The sequence below is a fragment of the Actinomyces gerencseriae DSM 6844 genome, assembly GCF_000429265.1.
In the GTDB taxonomy this organism is placed as follows: Bacteria; Actinomycetota; Actinomycetes; order Actinomycetales; family Actinomycetaceae; genus Actinomyces; species Actinomyces gerencseriae.
The window spans coordinates 88,239-110,069 of record NZ_AUBN01000014.1 but is presented as its reverse complement, the minus strand read 5'-3'; the positions used below and the strand labels follow the sequence as shown (position 1 = coordinate 110,069).

General features: G+C 72.4%; 16 protein-coding genes and 1 pseudogene. 9 read left to right on the top strand and 8 right to left on the bottom strand.

Annotation, left to right across the window (positions count from 1 at the left end; all coding sequences use genetic code 11):
• Positions 1 to 59 precede the first annotated feature (59 nt).
• The 6 genes and pseudogenes from hpt to folE all read left to right on the top strand — a co-directional run bounded on the left by hpt (position 60) and on the right by folE (position 7,085).
• Positions 60 to 614, top strand: a complete 555-nt coding sequence (gene hpt, locus G448_RS0107395; RefSeq protein ID WP_026407470.1) for a hypoxanthine phosphoribosyltransferase — start codon at positions 60 to 62, stop codon at positions 612 to 614.
• Positions 615 to 901: 287 nt separating this feature from the next.
• Entirely contained in the window at positions 902 to 1,312 is a 411-nt protein-coding gene (locus tag G448_RS15610) for an AIM24 family protein (RefSeq protein WP_084436469.1), read from the top strand.
• 272 nt (positions 1,313 to 1,584) lie between these two features.
• Entirely contained in the window at positions 1,585 to 2,502 is a 918-nt protein-coding gene (locus G448_RS0107385) for a hypothetical protein (RefSeq protein ID WP_026407469.1), read from the top strand.
• A 162-nt stretch (positions 2,503 to 2,664) separates the two neighbouring features.
• Entirely contained in the window at positions 2,665 to 3,933 is a 1,269-nt protein-coding gene (locus G448_RS0107380; RefSeq protein ID WP_026407468.1) for an NlpC/P60 family protein, read from the top strand.
• 105 nt (positions 3,934 to 4,038) lie between these two features.
• Positions 4,039 to 6,057: pseudogene (ftsH, locus tag G448_RS0107375) on the top strand (ATP-dependent zinc metalloprotease FtsH); the annotation flags it as partial.
• Positions 6,058 to 6,512: 455 nt separating this feature from the next.
• Positions 6,513 to 7,085, top strand: coding sequence for a GTP cyclohydrolase I FolE (gene folE, locus G448_RS0107370; protein ID WP_026407466.1), 573 nt, complete (start codon positions 6,513 to 6,515; stop codon positions 7,083 to 7,085).
• A 133-nt stretch (positions 7,086 to 7,218) separates the two neighbouring features.
• On the opposite strand, the gene G448_RS18785 is transcribed toward folE, so the two are convergent.
• The 3 genes from G448_RS18785 to G448_RS0107355 form a co-directional block, all read right to left on the bottom strand.
• A complete protein-coding gene (locus G448_RS18785; protein ID WP_245572239.1) occupies positions 7,219 to 7,602 on the bottom strand; it encodes a hypothetical protein in 384 nt (127 codons plus the stop codon).
• Between the two features lie 131 nt (positions 7,603 to 7,733).
• On the bottom strand, positions 7,734 to 8,087 hold the full coding sequence (locus G448_RS18780; RefSeq protein WP_026407465.1) for an ATP-binding protein: 354 nt from the start codon (positions 8,085 to 8,087) through the stop codon (positions 7,734 to 7,736).
• A 102-nt stretch (positions 8,088 to 8,189) separates the two neighbouring features.
• Complete coding sequence (locus G448_RS0107355; RefSeq protein ID WP_245572238.1) at positions 8,190 to 9,602, bottom strand: sensor histidine kinase; 1,413 nt, start codon at positions 9,600 to 9,602, stop codon at positions 8,190 to 8,192.
• A gap of 36 nt (positions 9,603 to 9,638) precedes the next feature.
• Here G448_RS0107355 and G448_RS0107350 point away from each other — a divergent pair, with 36 nt between their 5' ends.
• Entirely contained in the window at positions 9,639 to 10,310 is a 672-nt protein-coding gene (locus G448_RS0107350; protein ID WP_026407463.1) for a response regulator, read from the top strand.
• An 8-nt stretch (positions 10,311 to 10,318) separates the two neighbouring features.
• On the opposite strand, the gene G448_RS0107345 is transcribed toward G448_RS0107350, so the two are convergent.
• The 5 genes from G448_RS0107345 to G448_RS0107325 all read right to left on the bottom strand — a co-directional run bounded on the left by G448_RS0107345 (position 10,319) and on the right by G448_RS0107325 (position 17,780).
• On the bottom strand, positions 10,319 to 12,844 hold the full coding sequence (locus tag G448_RS0107345) for an FtsX-like permease family protein (protein WP_026407462.1): 2,526 nt from the start codon (positions 12,842 to 12,844) through the stop codon (positions 10,319 to 10,321).
• Positions 12,844 to 13,974: an ATP-binding cassette domain-containing protein gene (locus G448_RS19110; RefSeq protein ID WP_026407461.1), complete on the bottom strand. Its 1,131-nt coding sequence runs from the start codon at positions 13,972 to 13,974 to the stop codon at positions 12,844 to 12,846. Before G448_RS19110 ends, G448_RS0107345 begins: the two co-directional genes overlap by 1 nt.
• Positions 13,975 to 14,862: 888 nt before the next feature.
• Positions 14,863 to 15,624 carry an ABC transporter ATP-binding protein gene (locus G448_RS15600; RefSeq protein WP_034494695.1) on the bottom strand — a complete coding sequence of 254 codons (762 nt, stop codon included), beginning with the start codon at positions 15,622 to 15,624 and terminating at the stop codon, positions 14,863 to 14,865.
• Between the two features lie 4 nt (positions 15,625 to 15,628).
• Entirely contained in the window at positions 15,629 to 16,615 is a 987-nt protein-coding gene (locus tag G448_RS15595) for an ABC transporter substrate-binding protein (protein ID WP_034494693.1), read from the bottom strand.
• 70 nt (positions 16,616 to 16,685) lie between these two features.
• Complete coding sequence (locus tag G448_RS0107325) at positions 16,686 to 17,780, bottom strand: FecCD family ABC transporter permease (RefSeq protein WP_169720831.1); 1,095 nt, start codon at positions 17,778 to 17,780, stop codon at positions 16,686 to 16,688.
• A 132-nt stretch (positions 17,781 to 17,912) separates the two neighbouring features.
• Between G448_RS0107325 and G448_RS0107320 the strand changes: the two genes are divergently transcribed.
• Both G448_RS0107320 and G448_RS0107315 read left to right on the top strand, forming a co-directional pair.
• Positions 17,913 to 19,787, top strand: a complete 1,875-nt coding sequence (locus G448_RS0107320) for an ABC transporter ATP-binding protein/permease (RefSeq protein WP_026407459.1) — start codon at positions 17,913 to 17,915, stop codon at positions 19,785 to 19,787.
• Positions 19,784 to 21,790: an amino acid ABC transporter ATP-binding/permease protein gene (locus G448_RS0107315; RefSeq protein WP_026407458.1), complete on the top strand. Its 2,007-nt coding sequence runs from the start codon at positions 19,784 to 19,786 to the stop codon at positions 21,788 to 21,790. Before G448_RS0107320 ends, G448_RS0107315 begins: the two co-directional genes overlap by 4 nt.
• The last annotated feature ends 41 nt before the right edge of the window (positions 21,791 to 21,831 follow it).

The window sequence follows — 21,831 nt, the reverse complement described above, 5'->3', positions numbered from 1 at the left end:
AGGCTTAGTGGCAGGCTTGGGGCTACCGGCAGTCGTCCATGCGCATGAGAGGAGCTCATATGGATGCCGCGGACATGGGGTCCGACCTCGCACAGGTCCTCATCACCGAGGAGCAGATCGCTCAGCGCCTCGATGAGATGGCCTCCCGGATCGACGCCGACTACGAGGGGCGTGACCTGCTGCTGGTCGGCGTGCTCAAGGGGGCGGTCTACGTGATGGCGGACCTATCACGGCGCCTGCACCGCAGCGCGCCCATGGACTGGATGGCGGTGTCCTCATACGGCTCGGGGACCAAGTCCAGTGGCGTGGTGCGCATTCTGAAGGACCTCGACACCGATCTGATCGGTCGTCATGTGCTCATCGTGGAGGACATCATCGACTCCGGTCTGACGCTCTCGTGGCTGGCGGGCAATCTGTCGAGCCGGGGGGCGGCCAGCGTGGAGATCGCGACGCTTCTGCGCAAGCCGGAGGCGGCCAAGGTGGAGGTGGGCGTGAAGTACGTCGGCTTCGACATCCCCACCGAGTTCGTCGTGGGCTACGGACTGGACTATGCCGAGGACTACCGCAATCTGTCCTTCATCGGCACGCTGCGCCCCGAGGTGTACGGCGGCTGACGCCTCCCCTCGCCGAGATCGGTCGTAATCCGCGTCGAGATCGGTCGAGTCCCGGCTCGAGATCGGTCCAGGGCCGGGCCTGCTGCGTGGGCGGCGCCTTGCGGCGTGGGCGGGGATCTTCGCCGGGCGATGATGGGCGCCGGACGACCCCGGGCGATGACGAGTCCCGAGCAATTCCGGATAGTTCTGCCCAGGTCGCGGTCGCCGTTCGACCGATGGCCTGGAACTGATGAACTCGCACCGTCTTTGATGCGGAGGCACTCTCAGGCGCAGCCCCATTGTCGATCATGTCCACCGCACGCTTGCTCCTCCAGCTCGAGGGCGACGCCATCACCGTGAGCACGCGCTCCCCGCTCGCCTTCGATGCGATCCTCGACGACGACATCCGGCTCGTCGGCAATGCCGGCCTTCTCGCGGGCGGCCTGTTCAACCTCCTGGTCCAGGGTCAGGGGACGGTCGCCGTGTCCTCCGATGGCGCGCCGATGCTCCCCGACTGCTCCCGGCGGCCCACGTTCGTCGACTCGCAGGCCGCGATCTGCTGGTCCGCGAACCTTCGGCCGCAGGTCGAGAGCCCCCTCAGGATCGGCTCCTTCGTCGGCCGCGGCTCGGAGGAGTCCTTCCGGCTGGGCTTCCACGGCGCCGGCTTCGTCGTCGTCCGGCCGAGCGAGGGCCAACCGGTTGTCGGCGCCTCGTCCTGAGGTCGGATGGGTCCCGGGCCGGGCCTCGGCAGAGGGCGCTGGTCGGGGCGGGCGGATGACGATGCCGGATGCGGGGCGACCACCCCGGAGGGGCCCTCGGCGCTCTGCTGAGGCGAATTGCATTGTGATGTTCTTGCGACCTCGGGTAAGGTTGCCCGTGCATGTGGTCCCACCATGGCGTCCCCGAGCGTGATATATGGCGACCGCGACTTCCCGTCCCCGGGCGTTCCCGCTACTGCCTGGAACAACCACGACCGCAAAGGAGAGGCTCTATGATTCGTCATCGCGCTTCCTTCGCTGCGGTACTGGCTGCCCTCGCGCTCATCGGCATCCCCGCGCAGGCCCTCGCCGCCGGGGACGTGCGGGCCGCGGACGCCGACTCCGCGCCGACTGGGGACGTGCAGGCGGCGGGCCCCGGGTCCGCGCAGGGCGACATCGACTCCGCCCAGCCCCCTGCGCAGGCCCCTGCGCAGGCCTCCGTGCGGACCGCGGACGCATGGTCCGCCGATGCGGAGTCCGCGCGCGCCGACTCCGCGCAGGCTGTGCGGGTCGTCGCCGCGGAGGACGACGCGGACGCATTCACCACGTCCTACTCTTACTTCCACCTCGTGCAGGAATTCGATCCGTCCGATTCCGATTCCGGTTCCGGCGCCGATGACGACGGGGCCTCCGAGGCCGACGCCCCCGAGCACCCCGAGGAGACGCCGGATCCCGAGGTGCCGGATCGTCCAGAACCGCAGGAGCCCGCTGAGCCGGAACCGGAGCCGAGTGCGCCGCCGGCGACAGTCGTCCAGCCCCCCCTCGAGTCCCCGAGCGAGCCGATGCCCCTGTCGGGCACCCCCGCGCCGGCTTCGACGACGAACGCCCCCGCGTCCGAGTCTCCTCCGCTTTCGGCCTCCTCCGGTCAGACGTCGTCGGTCGGAGGCTCCTCCGCCTCCTACACCGAGACCCGCGGGTCGGGTTCGCGCAGCGAGAGCGTGTCCTCCTCCGACGACGGCGAGCCCGATCGCACCGCGTCGGCCAGTGCGGCGGTCGTCGCCGCGGAGGACTCCCCGACCCGCACCATTGGCGGTCTGCTGGCCTTCACTGGTGCGGGTGCGGCGCTCATCCTGGCCGCGCTGACCCTCCTGGCTCTCGGGCTGCTCATGCTGTGGCGCAGTCGAGTCGAGGAGCAGTCGTCGCTCTTCTGAGATTCTTCCGCGGGTCGGGGCGCCGCAGCGGCGGTTAAAAGTTCAGTCGTTATCGTTTCGTGATCTGCGGTAGACTAGCCTTGCGTGCAGCCCCCCAACGCCCCGCACGCACGGCGGACGCGACCGACGCCCGCCGTCCTTGCGCTGAAGAGAAGAACTGCTGTGATCACTCGTCATGTTCCCGTCGCCACTGGGCTGACAGCCCTGGCTCTGGTTCTGACGCTCGGCACCCCGGCCGTGGCTCAGGACGTCGGAGTCGCGGCGGTGCAGCCGGTGGTCGCCACGCCGGGAAACGCCTCTCGGCTCGCGACCGTCGACGAGCTCATGGCCGCCTCCGGACTGGAGCAGACGGTGACCACGAGCGGGCACGTCGTCGACGGCGACGGGGCCGGGATGACCTACACCGTCCAGAGTGAGAATGCCTCCGGCATCCTCGGCAATGTCTCGGTGCCCACGGCCGATGGCCGGTGGGCCGTGCCGACCGGTTTCGCCGAGCACCCCTCCACCCAGCCCGATGCGACCGCCGTCGAGGATGAGATCGCTCGCGCCCAGTCCTTCGTCAACGCGGGTACCGGCCTCGTGAGGAGCGAGGAGCGCCCGTCCCCGCTGACCAGTCCCGGGGTCGTGCACGCCGCTCAGGCGGCCCCGTACCCGATCACGGGGGCCTCCTTCGTGGGCATGACCCTTCTGGGCTGGGACTACTCGCACACCACGTACGTCGCGGACGAGAACACGCGCGTCGGCACCTGGGTCGATATCGGGCGGACCCCCGAGTCCGAGCTGGCGCGGGCCCACCAGATCGCGCGCTGGTTCTACGTCCACGGGGACCTGTGGCTCAACACCGGCGACGAGTACCAGCGCGGCGACGTCCTCTTCTTCTCCAGGCAGTCCCCGGAGGGCGCGGGGACCACCGGCGACTACTTCGCGAACGTCTACCACACGGCGATCTACCTGGGCGGCGGCATGATCGCCCACTCCTGGGGCGGTTCCGGGGCCGGCGTCGTCATCGAGCCGCTGCCGGACTCCCTCAGGCAGGATCTCTCCCTGGTCGCGCGCCCGGCCTGGCAGAGCGCCCCGGCCCCGAACGCCTCCGGGACGCCGGCCCCCGAGGCGGACGCGCCCGGCGCCGAGGCGTCCGAGCCGGCGCCGGCGGGCCCGGCGCCCCGTCGTGCCGAGACGCCCGCCGCGCCGGCTCCGGGAAAGGACTCGGGGGACGCGACCGTCGCGATCGAGGACAGTGACCCCGAGGAGTCCGCGTCCTCCGAGTCGAAGGACGTCATCGTCGTGGCGGACCCGCCGCACCGTCGCCATGACGGGCTGCTGGCCTCCACCGGAGCCGGGGGCGTGCTCGGCCTGGTCGCGGTCGCCCTCCTGGGGGCGGGGGCGCTGCTGAGGCTGCACCGTCGCCGCTGCGGCGAGCGCGGATTCTGACGCGGGCCTGCACGCCGGTCGCGAACGGTGATGGTCCTCGCGGCGGAAACCCGCCCTCGTCGGCTAACGTCGGGGGAGTCGGACGCGCGAAAGGGACCAACGCCGATGAAGATACCCGGTCAGACCGGACAGATCCGCCCGAGCAACCGGCCCGAGAAGAGGGGCGACAAGGGCGGCTCCAAGCAGGGGGACAGGAAGCGCCGCAATACGCTCGGCAATCCCCTGCTGTGGGTTGCACCCGTCATCCTGATCGCGCTGCTGGTCTGGGCGCTCGTGTCGGGGCTGGGCGGCTACCGCAGTATCGACACCTCCGAGGGCCTGGCGATCCTCAGGGACAACGCCTCGACCGTCAAGTCGGTCACCGTGATCGACGGGAACCAGCGGGTCGAGCTGGACCTGACCGAGGGGTACACCACGGTGCCCTCTGAGCCCGGCGAGACCGGCAAGCCCGTGGGCAAGAAGGTTCAGTTCAACTACACCGAGGCCCAGGCGAAGCAGGTCGATGACCTCGTCCAGGCGGCCGCCCCGTCGGGCGGCTTCAACTCCGTCGTCCCGACGGCGAGCTGGTGGTCCTCCATGCTCCAGCTGATGCTGCCGATGGCGCTCTTCCTGGGCGTCATGTGGTGGCTGGTGGGCCGCATGAGCGGCGGTCGCGGCGGCGCCATGGGCTTCGGCAGGTCCAAGGCGAAGGTCGGCTCCAAGGAGATGCCCGACGTCACCTTCGACGACGTCGCCGGGGAGGACGAGGCGGTCGAGGAGCTGGAGGAGATCCGCGAGTTCCTCTCCGAGCCCGAGAAGTTCCAGGCCGTCGGCGCCAAGATCCCCAAGGGCGTCCTGCTGTACGGCCCGCCCGGAACCGGCAAGACGCTGCTGGCCAGGGCCGTGGCCGGCGAGGCGGGCGTGCCCTTCTTCTCCATGTCGGGCTCGGAGTTCGTCGAGATGTTCGTCGGCGTGGGCGCCTCGCGCGTGCGCGACCTGTTCGAGCAGGCCAAGGAGAACGCCCCCGCCATCATCTTCGTCGATGAGATCGACGCCGTCGGCCGTCACCGCGGGTCCGGCATGGGCGGAGGGCACGACGAGCGCGAGCAGACCCTCAACCAGCTGCTGGTCGAGATGGACGGATTCGACGCGACGACCAATGTCATCCTCATCGCGGCCACCAACCGCCCCGACGTCCTGGACCCCGCCCTGCTGCGCCCCGGCCGCTTCGACCGGCAGGTGAGCGTCGAGGCCCCCGACATGGTCGGCCGCGCCGCCATCCTGCGCGTGCACGCCAAGGGCAAGCCCATGACCCGCGACGTCGACCTCGACCTGGTCGCCAAGCGCACCCCGGGCTTCACCGGGGCGGACCTCGCCAACGTCCTGAACGAGGCGGCGCTGCTCACCGCCCGCTCCAACGCGCAGCTCATCGACAACCGCGCCCTGGACGAGGCGATCGACCGCGTCATCGCCGGCCCCCAGAAGCGCACTCGGGTCATGAACGACCACGAGAAGGCCGTCACCGCCTACCACGAGGCGGGTCACGCCCTGTGCGCCGCCGCCGGCGCCTACTCCGATCCGGTCACCAAGGTGACGATCCTGCCGCGCGGCAAGGCCCTGGGGTACACCATGGTCATGCCCAGCGACGACAAGTACTCCACGACTCGCAATGAGCTGCTCGACCAGCTCGTCTACGCCATGGGCGGGCGGGCCGCCGAGGAGCTCGTCTTCCGCGACCCCACCACCGGGGCCTCCAACGACATCGAGAAGGCCACGGGCACCGCCCGCAAGATGGTGACCGACTTCGGCATGACCCGCACGGTCGGCGCCGTCAAGCTCGGCACCACCGAGAACGAGACCGTCCTGGGGCTGTCCGCCACCAACCGCGATTTCTCCGAGGACGTCGCCGCGACCGTCGATGCGGAGGTGCGCGCCCTCATGGACGCCGCCCACCGCGAGGCATGGGAGATCCTCACCCGCAACCGGCACGTTCTGGAGGATCTGGCCAGCCAGCTGCTCGAGAAGGAGACGCTGCTGGAGAAGGACCTCGAGCGCATCTTCGCGCCCGTCGTCAAGCAGCCCGAGCGACCACTGTGGCGGGCCGACGACACCCTCGTGGTGGAGGAGGCGGTGGCCGCCTCCGACTTCCCCGCGGCCGCCCAGGCGCTCTCCCGCAACGACGAGGAGCGGGAAGGTGACGAGGAGCGCGCGGCCGAGGGCGGCGTCGCCGATAGCGCCGATAGTGCCGACGGCGCGGATGATGCTGAGGGCCGGGTCGTGACCGGCGGCGACGATGCCGACGACGGCGACAACGCCCGCGGCGCCCGCGACGAGGGCTCCGACGGTGCCGGGGGCTCCGAGGACCGGAATGACTCCGGGGACCCGGCCGGTGCCGGGGGCTCCGAGGACCCGGCCGACGCCGGGGGCTCCGAGGACCCGGCCGACGCCGGGGGCTCCGAGGACCGGAATGACTCCGGGGACCCGGCCGGTGCCGGGGGCTCCGAGGACCGGAATGACTCCGAGGACCCGGCCGACGCCGGGGGCTCCGAGGGCTCCGATGATGCCGGGGATCGGGATGATGCCGCGGGGGACTCCGAGTCGTGACCTACGACGCCGATGCCGTGCGCCGGGCGGTGCGCGACCTGCTGGTCGCCGTGGGGGAGGACCCCGACCGCGAGGGCCTGCGCGAGACGCCGGAGCGGATGGCCCGCGCTTACGCGGAGATGTTCTCCGGGCTCGGCGAGGACCCCGGCACGCACGTCGAGAGGAACTTCGACCTCGGGCACTCCGAGATGGTGCTCGTGCGGGACATCCCCCTGTACTCGGTGTGCGAGCATCATCTCCTGCCCTTTCACGGGTCCGCGCACGTCGCCTACATCCCGGACGAGGACGGACGGGTGACGGGGCTGAGCAAGGTGGCGCGACTCGTGGACGGCTACGCCCGGCGCCCCCAGGTACAGGAGCGGCTGACGGCGCAGGTGGCCGATGCGATGGTCGAGCGCCTGGGCTGCGGGGGAGTGCTCGTCGTGGTCGAGGCCGAGCACCTGTGCATGTCGATGCGCGGTGTGCACAAGCCCGGTGCGAACACCGTGACGAGCGCGGTGCGCGGCATTATGCGCAACGCCGCCACCCGCAGCGAGGCCATGAGCCTCATCCTGGGGCGGAGGCCCTGAGCGGTACGGACAGGACCGCGGTGAATCGCTCGGCATTGGGCCGACCGAGCCGGACTGACCACCGAGTCGCCCGTCACCACGGTCCATGGACCGGTGAACCTGAGCGGCGGCGTCGGCGCCGCCGCACCTCGCTTCAGCGGCGCCGACGACGGCGGTGAATCTCCGGAACATCCGGCTCTGGTACCGCGCGGAGCATGAACGTGTCGAAGTCCGGCACGGTGAAGGCCGCGTATCCGTGCTGAGGCGTGTACAGGAGCCCCATGTCGATCAGTTGCGAGCGGATTGGTGCCACTTGGGACGATTCCCGGCCCATGCGGGCGGCGACGTCGGCGGCTTTCTGGGGCTCGGATCCGAGTTCCGCCATCGCGCGCATGTACGCCGTCTGCAATGGTGTGGCGCGGTCGAGTCGGACTCTGAAGAACGAACTGTCCAGCTTCGCCTCGTAGGCCTCGCGTGCGGCACCGACGTCGTCGCTGTCGATGAGGACTACGATGCCGGTAGTCCTCTCCTTGGCCACCTCGCCGACGGCGAGGAAGACGTCCGTGAGGTCCAGCCCCAGGTCGCCGTGGTCGGCATAGCCTTCCGATGGGGCGACGTCCCATGTGACGGAGAAGGTTCCCTCCCGGTCGACGGACAGGACGAAGGAGCTCAGAACCTCGGCCGCGTGACGAGCTCTCTTACTCCAACGACGCCGGGGGACAGGTGCAGGAGCGCGGCGCGGAACTTGGAGAAAATCGACTGGCGGAAGGCGGTCTCATCATGTTTGGAGGCCTCCAGCTCGACGACCTCCCATCCGATCCGCTCCGCCAGTTCGGCGAACTTGTTGAGCAGAACGGTCTTGCCGACACCGCGAAGACCCGTGATGATCATGGATTGCTCAGTGCGTCCCCTCTTGAGGCGTTCGAGCAGCACCGAGAAGGCCTCGGTCTGTCCGTCACGCCCGATGAGAGCCTCGGGGGTCGCTTCCGCATTGGGTGTGTACGGGTTGTTGATGTTGTCCACGGGACGGGGTTAGAAGTCTTATCCCGTTTTATCCATACGCAATAAAGTCCGGCGTGATCCCGGGCGTTCGCAACGCCGCCACCCGCAGCGAGGCCATGAGCCTCATCCTGGGGCGGCGGCCCTGAGCGGTACGGACAGGACCGCGGTGAATCGCTCGGTCGTACGGGTGACGTCGAAGGTTCCGCTCAGGGCCTCCACCCGTCGCTGCGCGCCCGCCAGGCCGAGCCCGGATGAGATCACGGCGCTGCGCCCCTGCCACTCACCGCGCCGTTCATCCCGATGCTCCGGTCCGGCGGCGTTGGAGGCCATGGCCTCCAGGCTCCGGCCATCGGCCTCGATGAGGAGCCGTGCACTGCCGGGCGCTGCGTGCTTGACCATATTGCTCACCAGCTCGCCGAGCACCCGTACCAGCTGCTGGTGCACTCCAGGCGGTACGGCGGCCGACTCCAGTGCGTCCAGCCCCTCGGTCTCCAGGGTGACCCGGCGGGATGCCAGAACGGCGCGCGCCTCGGCGACGACCTCGCTCAGGGGTCGTGGGGCGGAGGAGGCCAGGACGTCCATGCCGACTCCATCCCCGGCGTCGCTCAAGGTCCGCAGGCTGTTCCGCAGCTGCTCGACGGCGGTGCGCACGGAGGCGGTGAGCGCGCGCAGATCGCCGGCGAGTGCGGCGTCGGGTCGGACGAGCCGGGCCTGCTCGGCGGTCATGACCGCCTGGGTGAGATCGCGCACCACCGTGTCGTGCAGCTCGGAGATGACGAGGAGGCGCTGGCGCTCCAGGTCCGCCCGGTACTGGGCGGCCGCCGCGTCGACCTGCATCCGCGGCTGACGCAGGAGCTCGGCGACGACGAGGCAGGTGGCTCCCATGAACAGGACGGGGAGGTACCCCTGCCACACCGCGAACTCGTTCGGCGGGCTCAACAGGAAGAAGACGAAAGTCGCCATGACGTTCGCGGCCAGCAGGCCGTAGGCGCCGACCCTGCTGAAGCCGCGAGTCAGGAGCACCGCGGTGCACAGCCAGGGCCCCATGGCCGGAAGGACCGGGCTGAGATAGGCGCCGTGGTCGAGTGCCAGGAGGAAGATGCAGGAGGTCAGGAGACTGATCGCGCTGGCCCCCAGCGGCCACACCGAGAGCATCGCGATCCCGATGCCGCTGACCACGACGATGTACGCATCGGTGATCTCGAAGGGCTCGAGAGCCACGACGGAGATCAGGGTGAGCAGGCCGGCGCAGGCCAGGCCCAGCAGGTGGGTGCGCCACCCGGGCGTCCAGGTGGAGAATCGCGTGCGGGCCAGCAGTCCGGTGGTGCTCGCTGCGTCTGCCGCGGGTCTTGCGCCTGCCGTGGGTCCTGGGACCGCTGGGCTCGCCGCGGGTCTTGCGCCTGCTGGGCTCGCCGCGGGTCTTGCGCCTGCTGGGCTCGCCGCGGGTCTTGCGCCTGCCGCGGGTCCTGGGCCCACCGCGCCCACTGCGAGCCCCGCGCCCTCCGCCGCCCCGGTCGGTCCTGCCCCGAGTCTCATGACCACCCCCTGCCTCTCAATGGTTAGCATCCTGCCATGGCTCCCACGAACCCGCCCGGATCCCCGTCGTCGGCGGTCCGGGTCGCGCTCGTCGACGACGACTCCTTCGTCCTGACCGCTCTGCGCAACTACCTGGCCTCCTCGGAGCGGATCGAGGTCGCCTCCGCCTTCAGCCGCGGCCGGGATGCTCTCGCCTTCCTGCGGAGGGTGCCCGTCGACGTCCTGCTCACCGATGTGCGCATGCCCGGCATGGACGGGCTGGAGCTCCTGAGCCGCGTCCGGGCCGAGCATCCGGGGATCGCCGTCGTCGTCCTGACCTCCTTCGATGACGACGAGGCCATGCTCGCCGCCCTGTCGCAGTCGGCCAACGGCTTCCTCCTCAAGGACTCGGCCCCCGAGGAGATCGTGCGGGCCGTCCTCGCCGCGGCCGATGGCGGCACCACCATCTCCCCGGCCACCGCATCCCGGTTGGTGGCCCGCCATCTGCGTCCCGCTCGCCAGGGCGCCCGCCCCGACCTGACCGAGGCCGAGCAGGAGGTTCTCGCCCAGCTGTGCGAGGGCTACTCCAATGCGGAGATCGCGCAGCGCCTCGTCGTCGCCGAGTCCACCGTCAAGACCCACGTCTCCCACCTCATGAGGAAGTACGGGGCGGCCTCCCGCCTCAAGCTCGTCGTCGCCGTGCACCGGGAGCGGGAGGCCGCGCTCTGAGAGGGCCCTCAGTCCGTCGCCAGGGCCGTTACCGGCGTCACCCGGCCCGCGCGCCCGGCCGGTCGCAGTGCGGCTGCGACGCCGACGAGCAGGGTGACGGCGAGGACGCCGGCCAGCGGGAGGTAGGGGATGAAGACGCTGATTCCCCCGTCGCTCAGGACCGCGAGCGTGCCCGCCGCCCCCAGCGCGGTCCCGATGACGACGCCCAGGACACCGCCGATGAGGGCCAGGAGGGAGGCCTCGATGACGATGAGGCGTCTGACCTGCGAGCGGTCGGTGCCGGTGGCTCGCAGCAGGCCGATCTCGCGGGTGCGCTCCAGGACGCTCACGTCCGTGGTGTTGGCCAGCCCGCTCAGGGCGATGATGAGGGCCGCCGCCATGACCAGGCAGATGGTGAACACCGTCCGGTGCATCAGGTCCGTGAACTCGTTGCGTCCCTCCGCGCTTCCCATGACCATGAGATCCTGGCCGCGGGTGGCCTGACGGACGGCATTCTCGACCGATTCCGAGGAACCGGCGCCCGTGGTGCGCACCCACATGATGGCGTCGGTCGGCTCCCCACCGGTCAGGCGCTCGGCGGTGGCGGGGGTGATGGCGGCGCCCCACCCCTCCCTCACGCGGGCGGTCAGCTCGACGTCGCCCGCCGGGCCGGTGAGGGTCACGGCGGTGCCGTCGGGGATGTGGTAGAGCTCCCCGACGATGAGCGTGCGGTCGTCGAGGTCCTCCAGGCCCTTGGTGGAGCGCACGACGGGGGCGACCGCGGAGGCGTCGATGGACAGGACGTCGATGCTGTCGGTCGCGCCGTCCACGGTCTGGGTGAGGTCGAGGCTGGGGACGAGGGTCGTGGACTCCACGCCGTCGGTCGACTCGACGGTGGAGGTGAGCGCGGCGGTGTCGGTCTGCGGGGTCACACCGAAGACCGTGATGTCGGTGGGCGAGCCCTGGTTCACGATGCTCTGGAAGGAGGACTCGAAGGAGAACAGGCCCACGAACAGGACCGAGCCGACCAGGACGCAGACGAGGAGCGTGGCGGCTGTCGCCGCCGAGCGTCCGGGGTTGCGGACCAGGTTGCGGGCGGCCAGGTGGAGGATCGGGTAGCGGCCATCGGAGCCGGCGCGTCCGATGAGACCGACGATGAGGCTCACCAGCAGGGGCAGGGCCGCCAGGAGCCCGAGGACGACGAGGATGGCGCCGCCGGCCACGATGTAGAGGTTGTGCCCGGTCGTCCCCGGGACGACGAGGACGGCGCCGGCCAGGGCGATGATGAGTCCGGTGATGGCGGCCAGCCGCTGCCCGCGTCCGACGCGCTTGGCGCCGACCGTGCTGCCGCTCAGGGCGACGAGCGGGGAGATGCGGGTGGCCCGGTGCGCGGGGCGCAGCACGGCCGCGAGCGTGACCAGCGTGCCGAGCACGACGGCGCCCGCCAGGGAGACGGGGGAGATGGTGAGGTGGGCGTCCAGGTTCTCGATGACTCCCGAGCGGATGAGGAGGGCGGCTCCCGCGGTCCCTGCGATGACGCCGACGACGGACCCGGCCGTTCCGGTGACGACGGCGGTGCGCAGCACGGCGAGCATGATCTGCCTGCGGCTCGCGCCGATGCAGCGCACGAGGCCGATGGTGCGGTTCTGACGTGCCACGAGGGTGGTGAAGGTGGTGGCGATGACGATGCCCGCGACCACCGCGCACACGGGCGTCAGCAGGTTGAGGACCATGGCGACCATCGTGCCGCCCGATTGGGCGGAGGCGGCGCGTTCGGCGACGGCGTCGTCGGCGTCCACCACGAAGGCGCCGGGTCGGACGGCGTGGACGGTCTCGGCGACCTCGTCCACCAGGGCGCCGGTACTGGTCCCCGGGTTCGCCGTCACGTACAGGTGGTTGTAGCTGGTGATCGCGCCCATGGCCTCGAACTGGTCGACCGTGGCGTAGACGGTGCCCCCCGTCCCCTTGTCCAGGCCCGCGTCGGCCCCGGGGGAGACCACGCCCACGATGGTCGGGCTGGTATGGACTATGTCATCCGTGCCGTCGGCGTCGCCGGTGCCGTTGGTGCTGCTGGTGCCGCGGTCGTAGCCGTTCTTGAGGCGGATGGTGTCCCCGACGCCGAGCCCCTGCTGCTCGGCGAGGCGGGTGTCGATGGCGACCTCGCCGGTGCCGATCGGCAGACGCCCGGCCGCCAGGGTGGTGTACTGGCTGAGCACGGGCACGTCCCGAATCATGATCGCGCTGCCCACGGTGCCCGCGAGCTGGCGCGGCAGGTCGAGTCGGAGGATGCCCCAGTGCTCGCCGCGCACGGAGGCGATGCCGTCGAGGTCGGCGAGTCGGGAGACGAGGGCGTCGTCGAGGTGGCCGTCGGTGCTGCTGAGCTGGCGTCCCGAGGCGACGACGATATCGGCGCCGCCGATGGACAGGCGGGCCTCGGCCTGCATCTGGGTGCGGAAGGAGTCGGAGAGGATGAAGGCGAAGGCGATGAGGGCGGCGCTCATGGCCACGGCCACGAAGGCCGCAGCGGCGCGGCGCGCGTCGAGCAGGGAGGGCATCAGCGGGCCTCCCTGCCAGTCGCGGCGGTGTTGGCGGTGGTCCCCGTGCCCGTGGGGGCCGTCGGGCCTGCCGGGGTCGCTGGACCCGCCGGCCCTGCCGGGGCTGCTGGACCCGCCGGCCCTGCCGGGGCTGCTGGACCCGCCGGCCCTGCCGGGGCTGCTGTGCCTGCTGTGCCCGTGGGGGTTGCCGGTCCCGCGGGAGTGACCCAGCCTGCCGGGGCCGCTGCGCCTGCTGTGCCCGTGGGGGTTGCCGGGTCCGTGGGGGTTGCCGGTCCCGCGGGAGTGACCCAGCCTGCCGAGGCTGCTGCGCCTGCTGTGCCTGCCGGGGTTGCTGCGCCCGCCGGCCTCGCCTGAGCCGCCGCGGCGTGCGTGCTGGTCGGGCGGCGCACGGCGTCGTCGCCGATGATCCGTCCGTCGCGCAGGCGGATCACGCGGTTGGTGGCGGCCGCTGCGTTCTCGTCGTGGGTGACCATGACGACGGTCTGACCGAGGTTGTCGCACATGCGGGCCAGCGCCTGCAGGAGGGACGCGGCCGAGGCGGTGTCGAGGGCCCCGGTGGGCTCGTCGGCGAAGACGACCTGGGGGCGGCCGATGAGAGCGCGGGCGATGGCGACTCTCTGCTGCTGGCCGCCGGAGAGCTCAGCGGGGCGGTGGGTGAGACGGTCGCCGATGCCCAGGGCTGCGATGACGGCGTTCTGCCAGTTCGGGTCGGGGGTGCGGTGGGCCAGGCGGGTGGGCAGGAGGATGTTCTCCTCCGCGGTGAGGGTGGGCAGGAGGTTGAAGGCCTGGAAGACGAAGCCGAGCTGGTCGCGGCGCACGGCGGTCAGCTGCTTGTCGTTCATGCCGGCCAGATCGCGGCCGGCGATGAGGACGTGCCCGGATGCGGGGGTGTCCAGGCCGGCCAGGCAGTGCAGGAGGGTGGACTTGCCCGAGCCCGACGGGCCCATGACGGCGACGAACTGGCCGCGGCTCACGGTCAGGCTCACGCCGTCCAGGGCGGCCACCCGCGCCTCGCCGGAGCCGTAGACCTTGGTGAGGTCCCGGGCCTCGACCACGACGTCGGTGGGCGGGGTGGTGGGGCCCGGCGCCGGTTGGGGGGACCGGTGCGGGAGGGATGGGGCGTGAGGCATGACCGTCTCCTTCGAGGTGACTGGGATGTCCGAGATGACCGAGACCCGGGCAGGTCCCGGATGATGCCTCAAGGCTAGGAATCGGCGTCATGGCGCTGGAATGCGTCGAAGGAGCCGACATGACCGGGATATCCGACGAAAGGGGGAGGCGTGCCTGCGGGGCGGCCGGGTTCGTGCGGGTGGGGCGACTCCCGGACCCGGCCCGTCTTCTTCGCCGAGATCGGTTCAGTTCCGCACCGAGATCGGTTCAGTTCCGCATCGAGATCGGTCCGGTGGGGTCGCGCCCGGCTGCCGGGGTCACGAGACGGGCATCTCTGCACGAGACCGGCATTTCCGCGCGAGTCCAACGGGGCCGTCGTCGGACTCGCGCAGAAATGTCGAGTTCGATGTGCCGAGGCGGTGCGCCAGTGGGGCTGTTCCTCCGCGGACGCGGGACCGGGCTCCTCGGTCAACGCCCGCCATGTCTCACTGCGCTGTTCCTCCGCGGACGCGGGACCGGGCCCGCTCCTGGCCCCCGGCGCCGTCGTCGGACTCGAACAGGAATGCTCACGTCTGCGGGGCTACCAGTGGCAGATCCTGGAGGAGGCGGAGGACACGCTCGGAATGCCCGCGTCGGCCAGACCACCAGTGCGGGCGGGACGACCCCGCCCCCGACAGGCTCATCGCCCGGGGCGAGGGCCGCATCCTTATGCTCGACCGCTCCCGGTCCTCGGAACACGTTCTCGCTCATCGTGAACATCCCCGACCGCCGACGGCCTGCGCGTCGTCAACGCTCTCGGGACGAGGGTCCGCGGGTCGGAACCGATCTCGAGCCGGAACTGAACCGATCTCGGCGAGGGGAGGAGGAGTGTGGAGGGCGTCGTCCACGCCCGGACCCGGCCGCCTCCGCTATCGGCCCACGAGCAGGCGCACGCGGCCGTCGACGTCGGCGCGGCGGGCGCTCACGCCGTAGACCTCCTCGACGGCGCGGGCCGTCAGCACCTCGGCCGGCGCGCCGTCCGCCACGACGCGCCCCCGGCTCATGAGCACGACCCGCTCGCAGTAGGCGGCCGCCACGTCGAGGTCGTGCAGGGCCATGAGCGCGGTGCGCCCGGAGTCGGCCACCCGCGCGGCCACCTCGTGCTGATGGCGCAGGTCCAGGTGGTTCGTCGGCTCGTCGAGGATGACGACGGGGGTGCCCTGGGCGAAGGTCCGGGCCAGGAGCACGCGCTTGCGCTCCCCGCCGGACATGTCCTGCAGGGTGCGGTCGAGCAGCCCGGTCAGCTCCCACTGCTGCGCCAGCGCCTCGACGGCCTCGTGGTCCGCCCGTCGGTAGGGGCGCCAGTCGCTCAGACCGACGCCGCGGGCGAGCAGCAGGACGTCGCGCGCGGTGAAGGGCAGGTCGGTGTGCTCCTCCTGCGCCAGGAAGGCCAGCATCTGCGCACGTCGTCCGTCCGGGATCTCGCGCAGGTCCCGCCCCCGGAGGGTCGCGCACCCGCTCGTGGGCGGCGCGATGCCCGCCAGGACCCTCAGCAGAGTGGTCTTGCCCGATCCGTTGGGGCCGAGCAGGGCCACCTTCTCGCCCTCCTCGACGCGCAGGCTCACCCCGTCCAGGACCGGGGCGCCGCCGAGGCGGACGCGCAGGTCCGCGGCCCGCAGGACGGTGCTCACCGGCTCACTCCGCGGTGGCGGAGACCAGCTGCTCCAGCCCGGCCACCGCCGTAGGGCTGGAGGACGAGGCTCCGGCGGGCAGGAGCACGATCCGGCCGGCGGAGACGGCCTCGAGCGCCTCCACGCCGGGCTCGGCGAGGAACGCGGCCCGGGCCTCCTCCGCGCTCTCCCCGTACAGGCCGTAGCCCAGCACGATCCAGTGGGGCTGGTGCTCCAGAAGGCTCTCGACCGAGACGTTCAGGTAGGCGTCGTGAGTCCCGGCGTAGACATTGGTCAGGCCGGCGTCCTCGAGCACGGATGCGGGCAGCCCCCCGCCCCCGTAGGCGGACAGCGGGTCCTGCGACGAGAAGTAGTAGACCCAGGCGGCGGTGCGGCCCGTGCCGCCGCCGGAAGTCGTGTCGCGGCGCGCGTCGCTCACCCGCTGGTCGAGGGCGTCGGCGGCGGCGTCGGCCGTCGATGAGGTGGAGAAGACGGTGCCGAGACGGCGGACGTCATCGCTCACCGTCGACAGCGTCGCGGGGGAGGCGGAGGAGCCGCCGTCGTGGCCGCACTCGGCCTGAACGTTCAGCAGGGCGATGCCGGTGTCGGCGAGCTGCTGGGCGTCGGCGTTGAACAGGCCGTACCCCAGGACGAGATCGGGTTCGGCGGCGATGATCTCCTCGGTCGTGGGATCCGAGGGATCGGTGATGAGGTCGTCCGACGGCGGGTTCTTCAGGTCCGCGGGAAGCGGTGCGCCGAACTCCCCGGTGCGGGCCACGACGCGGTCGCTCGCACCGGTGGCGTCGAGCAGCTCGACGGCGGCCGTGCCGATCGTGAGGACCCGCTGGGGCGCCGAGTCGATCGTGACGTCCCGGCCGCAGTCGGCGACCGTGAGCGGGTAGCCGGCCGAGGCCGGGGCCCCGGCGGTGGTGGTGGCGCCGCAGCCCGTCAGGGTCAGGCCGAGGGTCGCCGCCGCAGCAGCGGCCAGGGTGCGGAGGGAGGGTCGGTGCATGGGAGCTCCTTGAATCGTATCGGGTGCGTTCGGGTGCATCGGGCGCGCGGGGGCGGCCGGCAACGGCGTCTCAGCGCGGCTGCGGACGGTGGCGGCGCATCATCCACATGAGCAGCGGTGTGCCGACCAGGGCCGTGAGAATGCCCAGGGGGATCTCCCTGGGGGCCAGGACGGTGCGGGCCAGGGCGTCCGCGGCGACGAGCACGAGCGCGCCGAGCAGGGCGGCGGCGGGCAGGAGCGCGCGGTGCGCGGCGCCGACCAGACGCCGTGCCAGGTGCGGCACGACGAGTCCGACGAAGCCGATGGCCCCGCTCACGGCGACGGCGGCGGCCACGCCCAGGGCGGCGACCGCCGTCGTCGAGCGGCGCAGGCGGAAGGGGTCCACTCCCATGGAGCGGGCGACGTCGTCCCCCAGGCCGATGGCGTCCAGCGCGCGGGCCCGTAGGACGAGGTATCCCAGGGTCAGCGCCGTGGCGCAGGCCAGGACCGGCACGTCCGTCCACGATGAGCGCCCCAGCGACCCGAGCATCCAGAAGGTGATGGCGCGCACGGCATCGCGGCTGTCGGATAGGACGACGACGAGATTGGTGATCGCGGACAGGAAGTAGCCCGCGGTGAGCCCGGCCAGGACGAGGCGCGAACCCGACAGGCGCCTGCTTCCCCCGGCGAGCGCCATGACCAGGGCGAGTGCCGCGAGGGCGCCGAGGAACGCCCCGCCGGTCGCCGTCAGCGCACCGCCGGCCGCCATCAGTCGACTGCCGACCGCACCGGCGGAACCGCCCGCGCCGCCCGCGCCCCCGGCGATGACGAGGGCGGCTCCGAGGGACGCGCCGGAGGAGACTCCCAGGAGGTAGGGGTCGGCCAGGTCGTTGCGCACGACGGCCTGGAGGCAGGCGCCGCCGACCGACAGGACGGCCCCCGCGCACAGGCCCACCAGGATTCGCGGCAGGCGCAGCTGCCGGACGACGGTCTCCAGGGCCGGGTCGACGTCCGCGCCGCCCGTGCCGTCGAGGCTGTGGAGGAGCGCCCGCACCACCTCGGCGGGGGAGGCGTCCAGCTGGCCCGCGCCCACGGAGAGCACGGCGACCAACGGCACGGCGGCGCCGAGCAGCGTCAGGGCGAGCGTCGCCGGCTTGACTCGCGGGGGGCGCGTTCGTATGCTCACGACGCAGATGATAATCATTTGCATCAAGTGATGGGCAAATCGTCGTCCCGTCCCGTCGCACGTCCCTGTCGCACCGCCGGATGCCCGGTACCCGGCGCGCCCGCATGAGATCCGTGAGGAGGAGCCGTCCCCATGCAGCACCTGCGCCTGCTCGGGCTCTGGAGGGATCACCGGGGCATGCTCGCCGCCCTCGTCCTGGCCGGCACCGCCGTCGCCGCCACCTGGACGGGCCAGGCCCTGCTCACGTCGCGCGTGTTCGCCGCCCTGATCTCCGGATCGTCCTTCCGCGACCCCGACCTGCTCGCCCCGGCCGTCGCGCTCGCCGGGGTCCTCCTGGCCCGTCCCCTCCTGGTCCTGGTGCGCCAGCTCCTCGCCCAGCACGCCATGAGCCGCGTCAAGGCATCCTTGCGGGCGCGGGCGCTGACCGCATTCGTCGGCCGCAGTGCGCTCGACCCCGCGGCCGGGCGCACGGGCCGGGATCACGCCGTCGTCGTCGACGGCATCGAGAACCTCGACGCCTACCTGTCGGGGTACCTCCCGCAGATCGGCGTGACCGTCGCCGTCGTCGCCACGGTGGGCGGCATGATGACCGTCATCGACCCCGCGACCGGGGGCGTCGCCGTTGCGACCACCCTTGTGGTGCCCGTCCTGCCCCGGCTGTGGGACAGGGCTCTCGCCGCCAGGGGCGCCGATCACTGGGACGCCTACGAGGATCTTCACGCCGAGTTCGTCGACTCCATGCAGGGCATGACCACTCTCGTCGCCTTCGGCGCCGACGGGCGGCGGGAGGCCCAACTCGCCCGGGCCTCCCGCCGCCTCCTGGAGCGGACCATGGGCCAGCTTCGCGTGTCCCTGATCGAGTCCGGCCTGTCCGGCTTCGCCCTCGCAGCGGTCCCGGCCCTCGTCCTGGTCGTGGTCGCCGTGCGGCGCCACGAGCTGAGCGCCCTGGAGATCTTCACCCTCGTCCTGCTCGCGGCCGAGCTCGTGCGTCCGCTGCGGGATCTCGCCGCCCTGTGGCACGCCGGCTACCTCGGCACCTTCTCGGGGCCGCGCGTCATGGATCTTCTCGATCGGGACCGCCCGGGGGGCGGGGCTGCCCTCCCCTCCGGCGGGGCTCGCGGGGCCGGCCGATCCCCGGGCGTCGCGGTGCGGGGTGATGACGAGCGGGCGGACGCGCCGGCCGGCTGCGGCCGTCCCCCGGGCATCGCGGTACGAGGGCTGAGCGCCCGCTACCCGCGGGCCGAGGAGCCCGCCCTGCGCGGCATCGACCTCGATCTCCGCTCCGGGCTGACGGCCGTCGTCGGCGCCACCGGATCGGGCAAGTCCACCCTCGCTTGCGCGCTCGTCGGACTCCTGGCCCCCGAGCGGGGGGCGATCGAGCTCGATGGCGTCGCCCGCGATCCCGTCGAGCTCCTCGCCCGTGTCGCGCTCGTGCCCCAGGACCCCGTGCTGCTGGCCCCCACCGTGCGCGAGGACATCGCCCTGGGGCTGCCCGAGGAGTCCGGAGGTCCGATCGGTTCCGAGCGGGTTGCCGGGGTGGTCGGGGGCGCCGGACCCGGAGAGCGCGGTGAGTCCGCCGGGGCCGACGCGTCCGTCGAGTCGGCTGCGCGTACCTGCGGCATCGGCGACGACGCCTCCTTCACGTTGGACAGCGCCTCGGGCGAGGGCGGGGCGCAGCTGTCCGGGGGGCAGCGGCAGCGGGTCGCCATCGCCCGCGGCCTGGTGCAGGACCGGCGCGTCCTCATACTCGACGAGGCCACCTCCGCCCTCGACCCGGCCGCCGAGGCACGCCTGGTGGAGCGGCTGCGCGGCGCCTCCGACCGCCTCGTCATCGCCATCACCCACCGCCTGGCCCTCGCGCGGATCGCCGACCACGTCGTCGTCATGGGCGACGGGCGCGTCCTCGAGCAGGGGCCTCCCGACGAGCTCCTGGCCCGCGACGGCGCCCTGCGGGCCCTCGTCGAGGCCGAGGACGGGCGCCCCGAGACCGTGGAGGCGGTGCGATGACCGCTGAGGCGACCGCGGGGGCGCCCGCTGAGGCGACCACCGAGCTGAGTCCTGGGACGACCCCCGGTGCGACCGTCGACGGCGCGCCCGCGGGCGCCACCGGTCTGACCGGGATCGTGGGCCCGGTCCTGGCCATGGCCGGGCACTTGCGGGGGCAGGGCCCGTTGTTCGCCGCCGTGGCCGTGACCATCTGGCTCGGCATCGCGCTGGCAGTCGTCGCCACCGTGCTCTCCGTGGCGACGGCCTCGGCCCTGGCCGTGGACGCCGTCGCGCCATCCGGCGCAGGGGCGCCCACGGGTCTTCTCGCCGGTCTGTGCGCGGCGGTGGTCGGTCTCGGGGTCGTCTCCTGGCTCGAGCAGTGGTTCTCCCACGTCCTGGCCTACCGGGTCATCGACGTCATCCGCCTCAAGGTGCACCGGGCGATCGCCCGCATCGCCCCGCTGGGGCTGGCGCACCGCCGCTCGGGGGACACGGTCGCCGCCGCCATGGCCGACGTCGAGAGCATGGAGTGGTTCTACGCGCACACGGCCGCCCAGGTCGTCGCGGGGCTGACCGCCTGCCTCGTCCTGTCCGCCGCGGCGGTGGCGTGGCTGGGACCCCTCGCACTGGCAGTACCGGCCGCCCAGGCGGTCGTCATCACCGTGCCCCTGGTGCTGCTCCCCCTCGCCACCCGGCAGGGCGCGCGCCTGCGCGCGGCGCTGACGGGGCTGTCGTCCGAGGCGCTCGCGGCACGCTCCTGCGCCCGGGAGACCGTGCTCCTGGGGCGCCTGAAGGAGGTCGCGGGGAAGGTGGCGCGCTCCACCGTCGAGGTCCAGGCGGCCCGTCGCGCGCTGGCGGTGCGCACGGCCGTCGAGCAGGCCCTCATCGAGGCGACCTCGGTCGTCCTCGTCCTGGGGGCCGTTCTCCTGGCGGGTCGCGCGGCCGCGGACTCGCGGATCGGGGCCGGACTCGTGCCGGTCGTCGTGGCCCTGGCCGGGACGGCTCTGTCCCCGGCCCTGGCGGTGACGGGCGCGCTCGGCAGGCTCGGGGAGACCTCGGGGGCGGCGCGGCGCGTCGACGCTCTCATCGCCGTCCCCGGCTACCGCCCCGCCGCGCCGGCCGGGACCGCCGGGCGACGCGGTGCCGCCGGTGCCGGTGCCGGTGCCGACGCCGACGCTGCTACCGGTGGTGCCGGTTCGGTGCGGGTGACCGGGCTGCGGGTGCGCTATCCGGGCGGCTCGGCCCCGGTGCTCGACGGCCTCGACCTCGAGGTGCCCGACGGGCGGTCGTGCGCCGTCGTCGGGGCCAGTGGCGAGGGCAAGACGACGCTGGCCCTGGCCCTGGCGCGGCTCGTCGCCCAGGAGGAGGGCCGCATCCTCGTCGGCGGGATCGACACCGCCGCCGAGGCCCCCGAGCGGACTCGCGAGCGACTCGTGCTGGTCTGCCAGCACACGCACGTCTTCAGGGCCACCGTCCGCGACAACCTGCTGACTCCCGATGCGGACGAGGACGAGACGTGGACGGCCCTCGAGCGGGCCCGCCTCGCCGACCGCGTGCGCGCCCTTCCCGAGGGGCTGGACGAGGTGCTCGCGGAGCGCGGGGCGGCGTGGTCCGGCGGCGAGAGACAGCGCCTCGGGCTCGCCCGGGGCCTGCTGCGCGACCCCGACGTCCTCGTGCTCGACGAGCCCACCGCCGGACTGGACACCTGCACCGAGGCGGAGTTCCTCGATGCCCTCCTGACCTCCAGGAAGGGTCGTACCACCATCATCATCACCCACCGCGTCGCGGTCATGAGCTCCTGCGACCGGGTCGCCCTGCTGCGGGCCGGACGGGTCGACGCCGTCGGCCCGCACGACGTCCTGCGCCGGACGAGTCCCGTCTACCGCGCCGTGCTCGACGCCGCCGAGCCGGCCCCCGAGGTCACTGTCCCCGAGAGCGAGCCGGCCCCCGAGGCCGCCGCCGAGCCGGCCCCCGGGACCTCCGTCCCCGGAAGTTCCGCTGACGACTATCAGGAGAGGAGGTGAACCCATGCCCGAGATCACGATCGTCGAGGTCGAGGAGCGTC

Excerpts from the sequence above, each read along its gene's own strand:
- G448_RS15610 (WP_084436469.1), top strand. The coding sequence starts at position 902 with ATGTCCACCGCACGCTTGCTCCTCCAGCTCGAGGGCGACGCCATCACC.
- hpt (WP_026407470.1), top strand. The coding sequence starts at position 60 with ATGGATGCCGCGGACATGGGGTCCGACCTCGCACAGGTCCTCATCACC.
- G448_RS19110 (WP_026407461.1), bottom strand. The coding sequence starts at position 13,974 with ATGCCTCACGCCCCATCCCTCCCGCACCGGTCCCCCCAACCGGCGCCG.
- G448_RS0107315 (WP_026407458.1), top strand. The coding sequence starts at position 19,784 with ATGACCGCTGAGGCGACCGCGGGGGCGCCCGCTGAGGCGACCACCGAG.
- G448_RS0107385 (WP_026407469.1), top strand. The coding sequence starts at position 1,585 with ATGATTCGTCATCGCGCTTCCTTCGCTGCGGTACTGGCTGCCCTCGCG.
- G448_RS0107355 (WP_245572238.1), bottom strand. The coding sequence starts at position 9,602 with ATGAGACTCGGGGCAGGACCGACCGGGGCGGCGGAGGGCGCGGGGCTC.
- G448_RS0107320 (WP_026407459.1), top strand. The coding sequence starts at position 17,913 with ATGCAGCACCTGCGCCTGCTCGGGCTCTGGAGGGATCACCGGGGCATG.
- G448_RS0107350 (WP_026407463.1), top strand. The coding sequence starts at position 9,639 with ATGGCTCCCACGAACCCGCCCGGATCCCCGTCGTCGGCGGTCCGGGTC.
- G448_RS0107345 (WP_026407462.1), bottom strand. The coding sequence starts at position 12,844 with ATGCCCTCCCTGCTCGACGCGCGCCGCGCCGCTGCGGCCTTCGTGGCC.
- G448_RS15595 (WP_034494693.1), bottom strand. The coding sequence starts at position 16,615 with ATGCACCGACCCTCCCTCCGCACCCTGGCCGCTGCTGCGGCGGCGACC.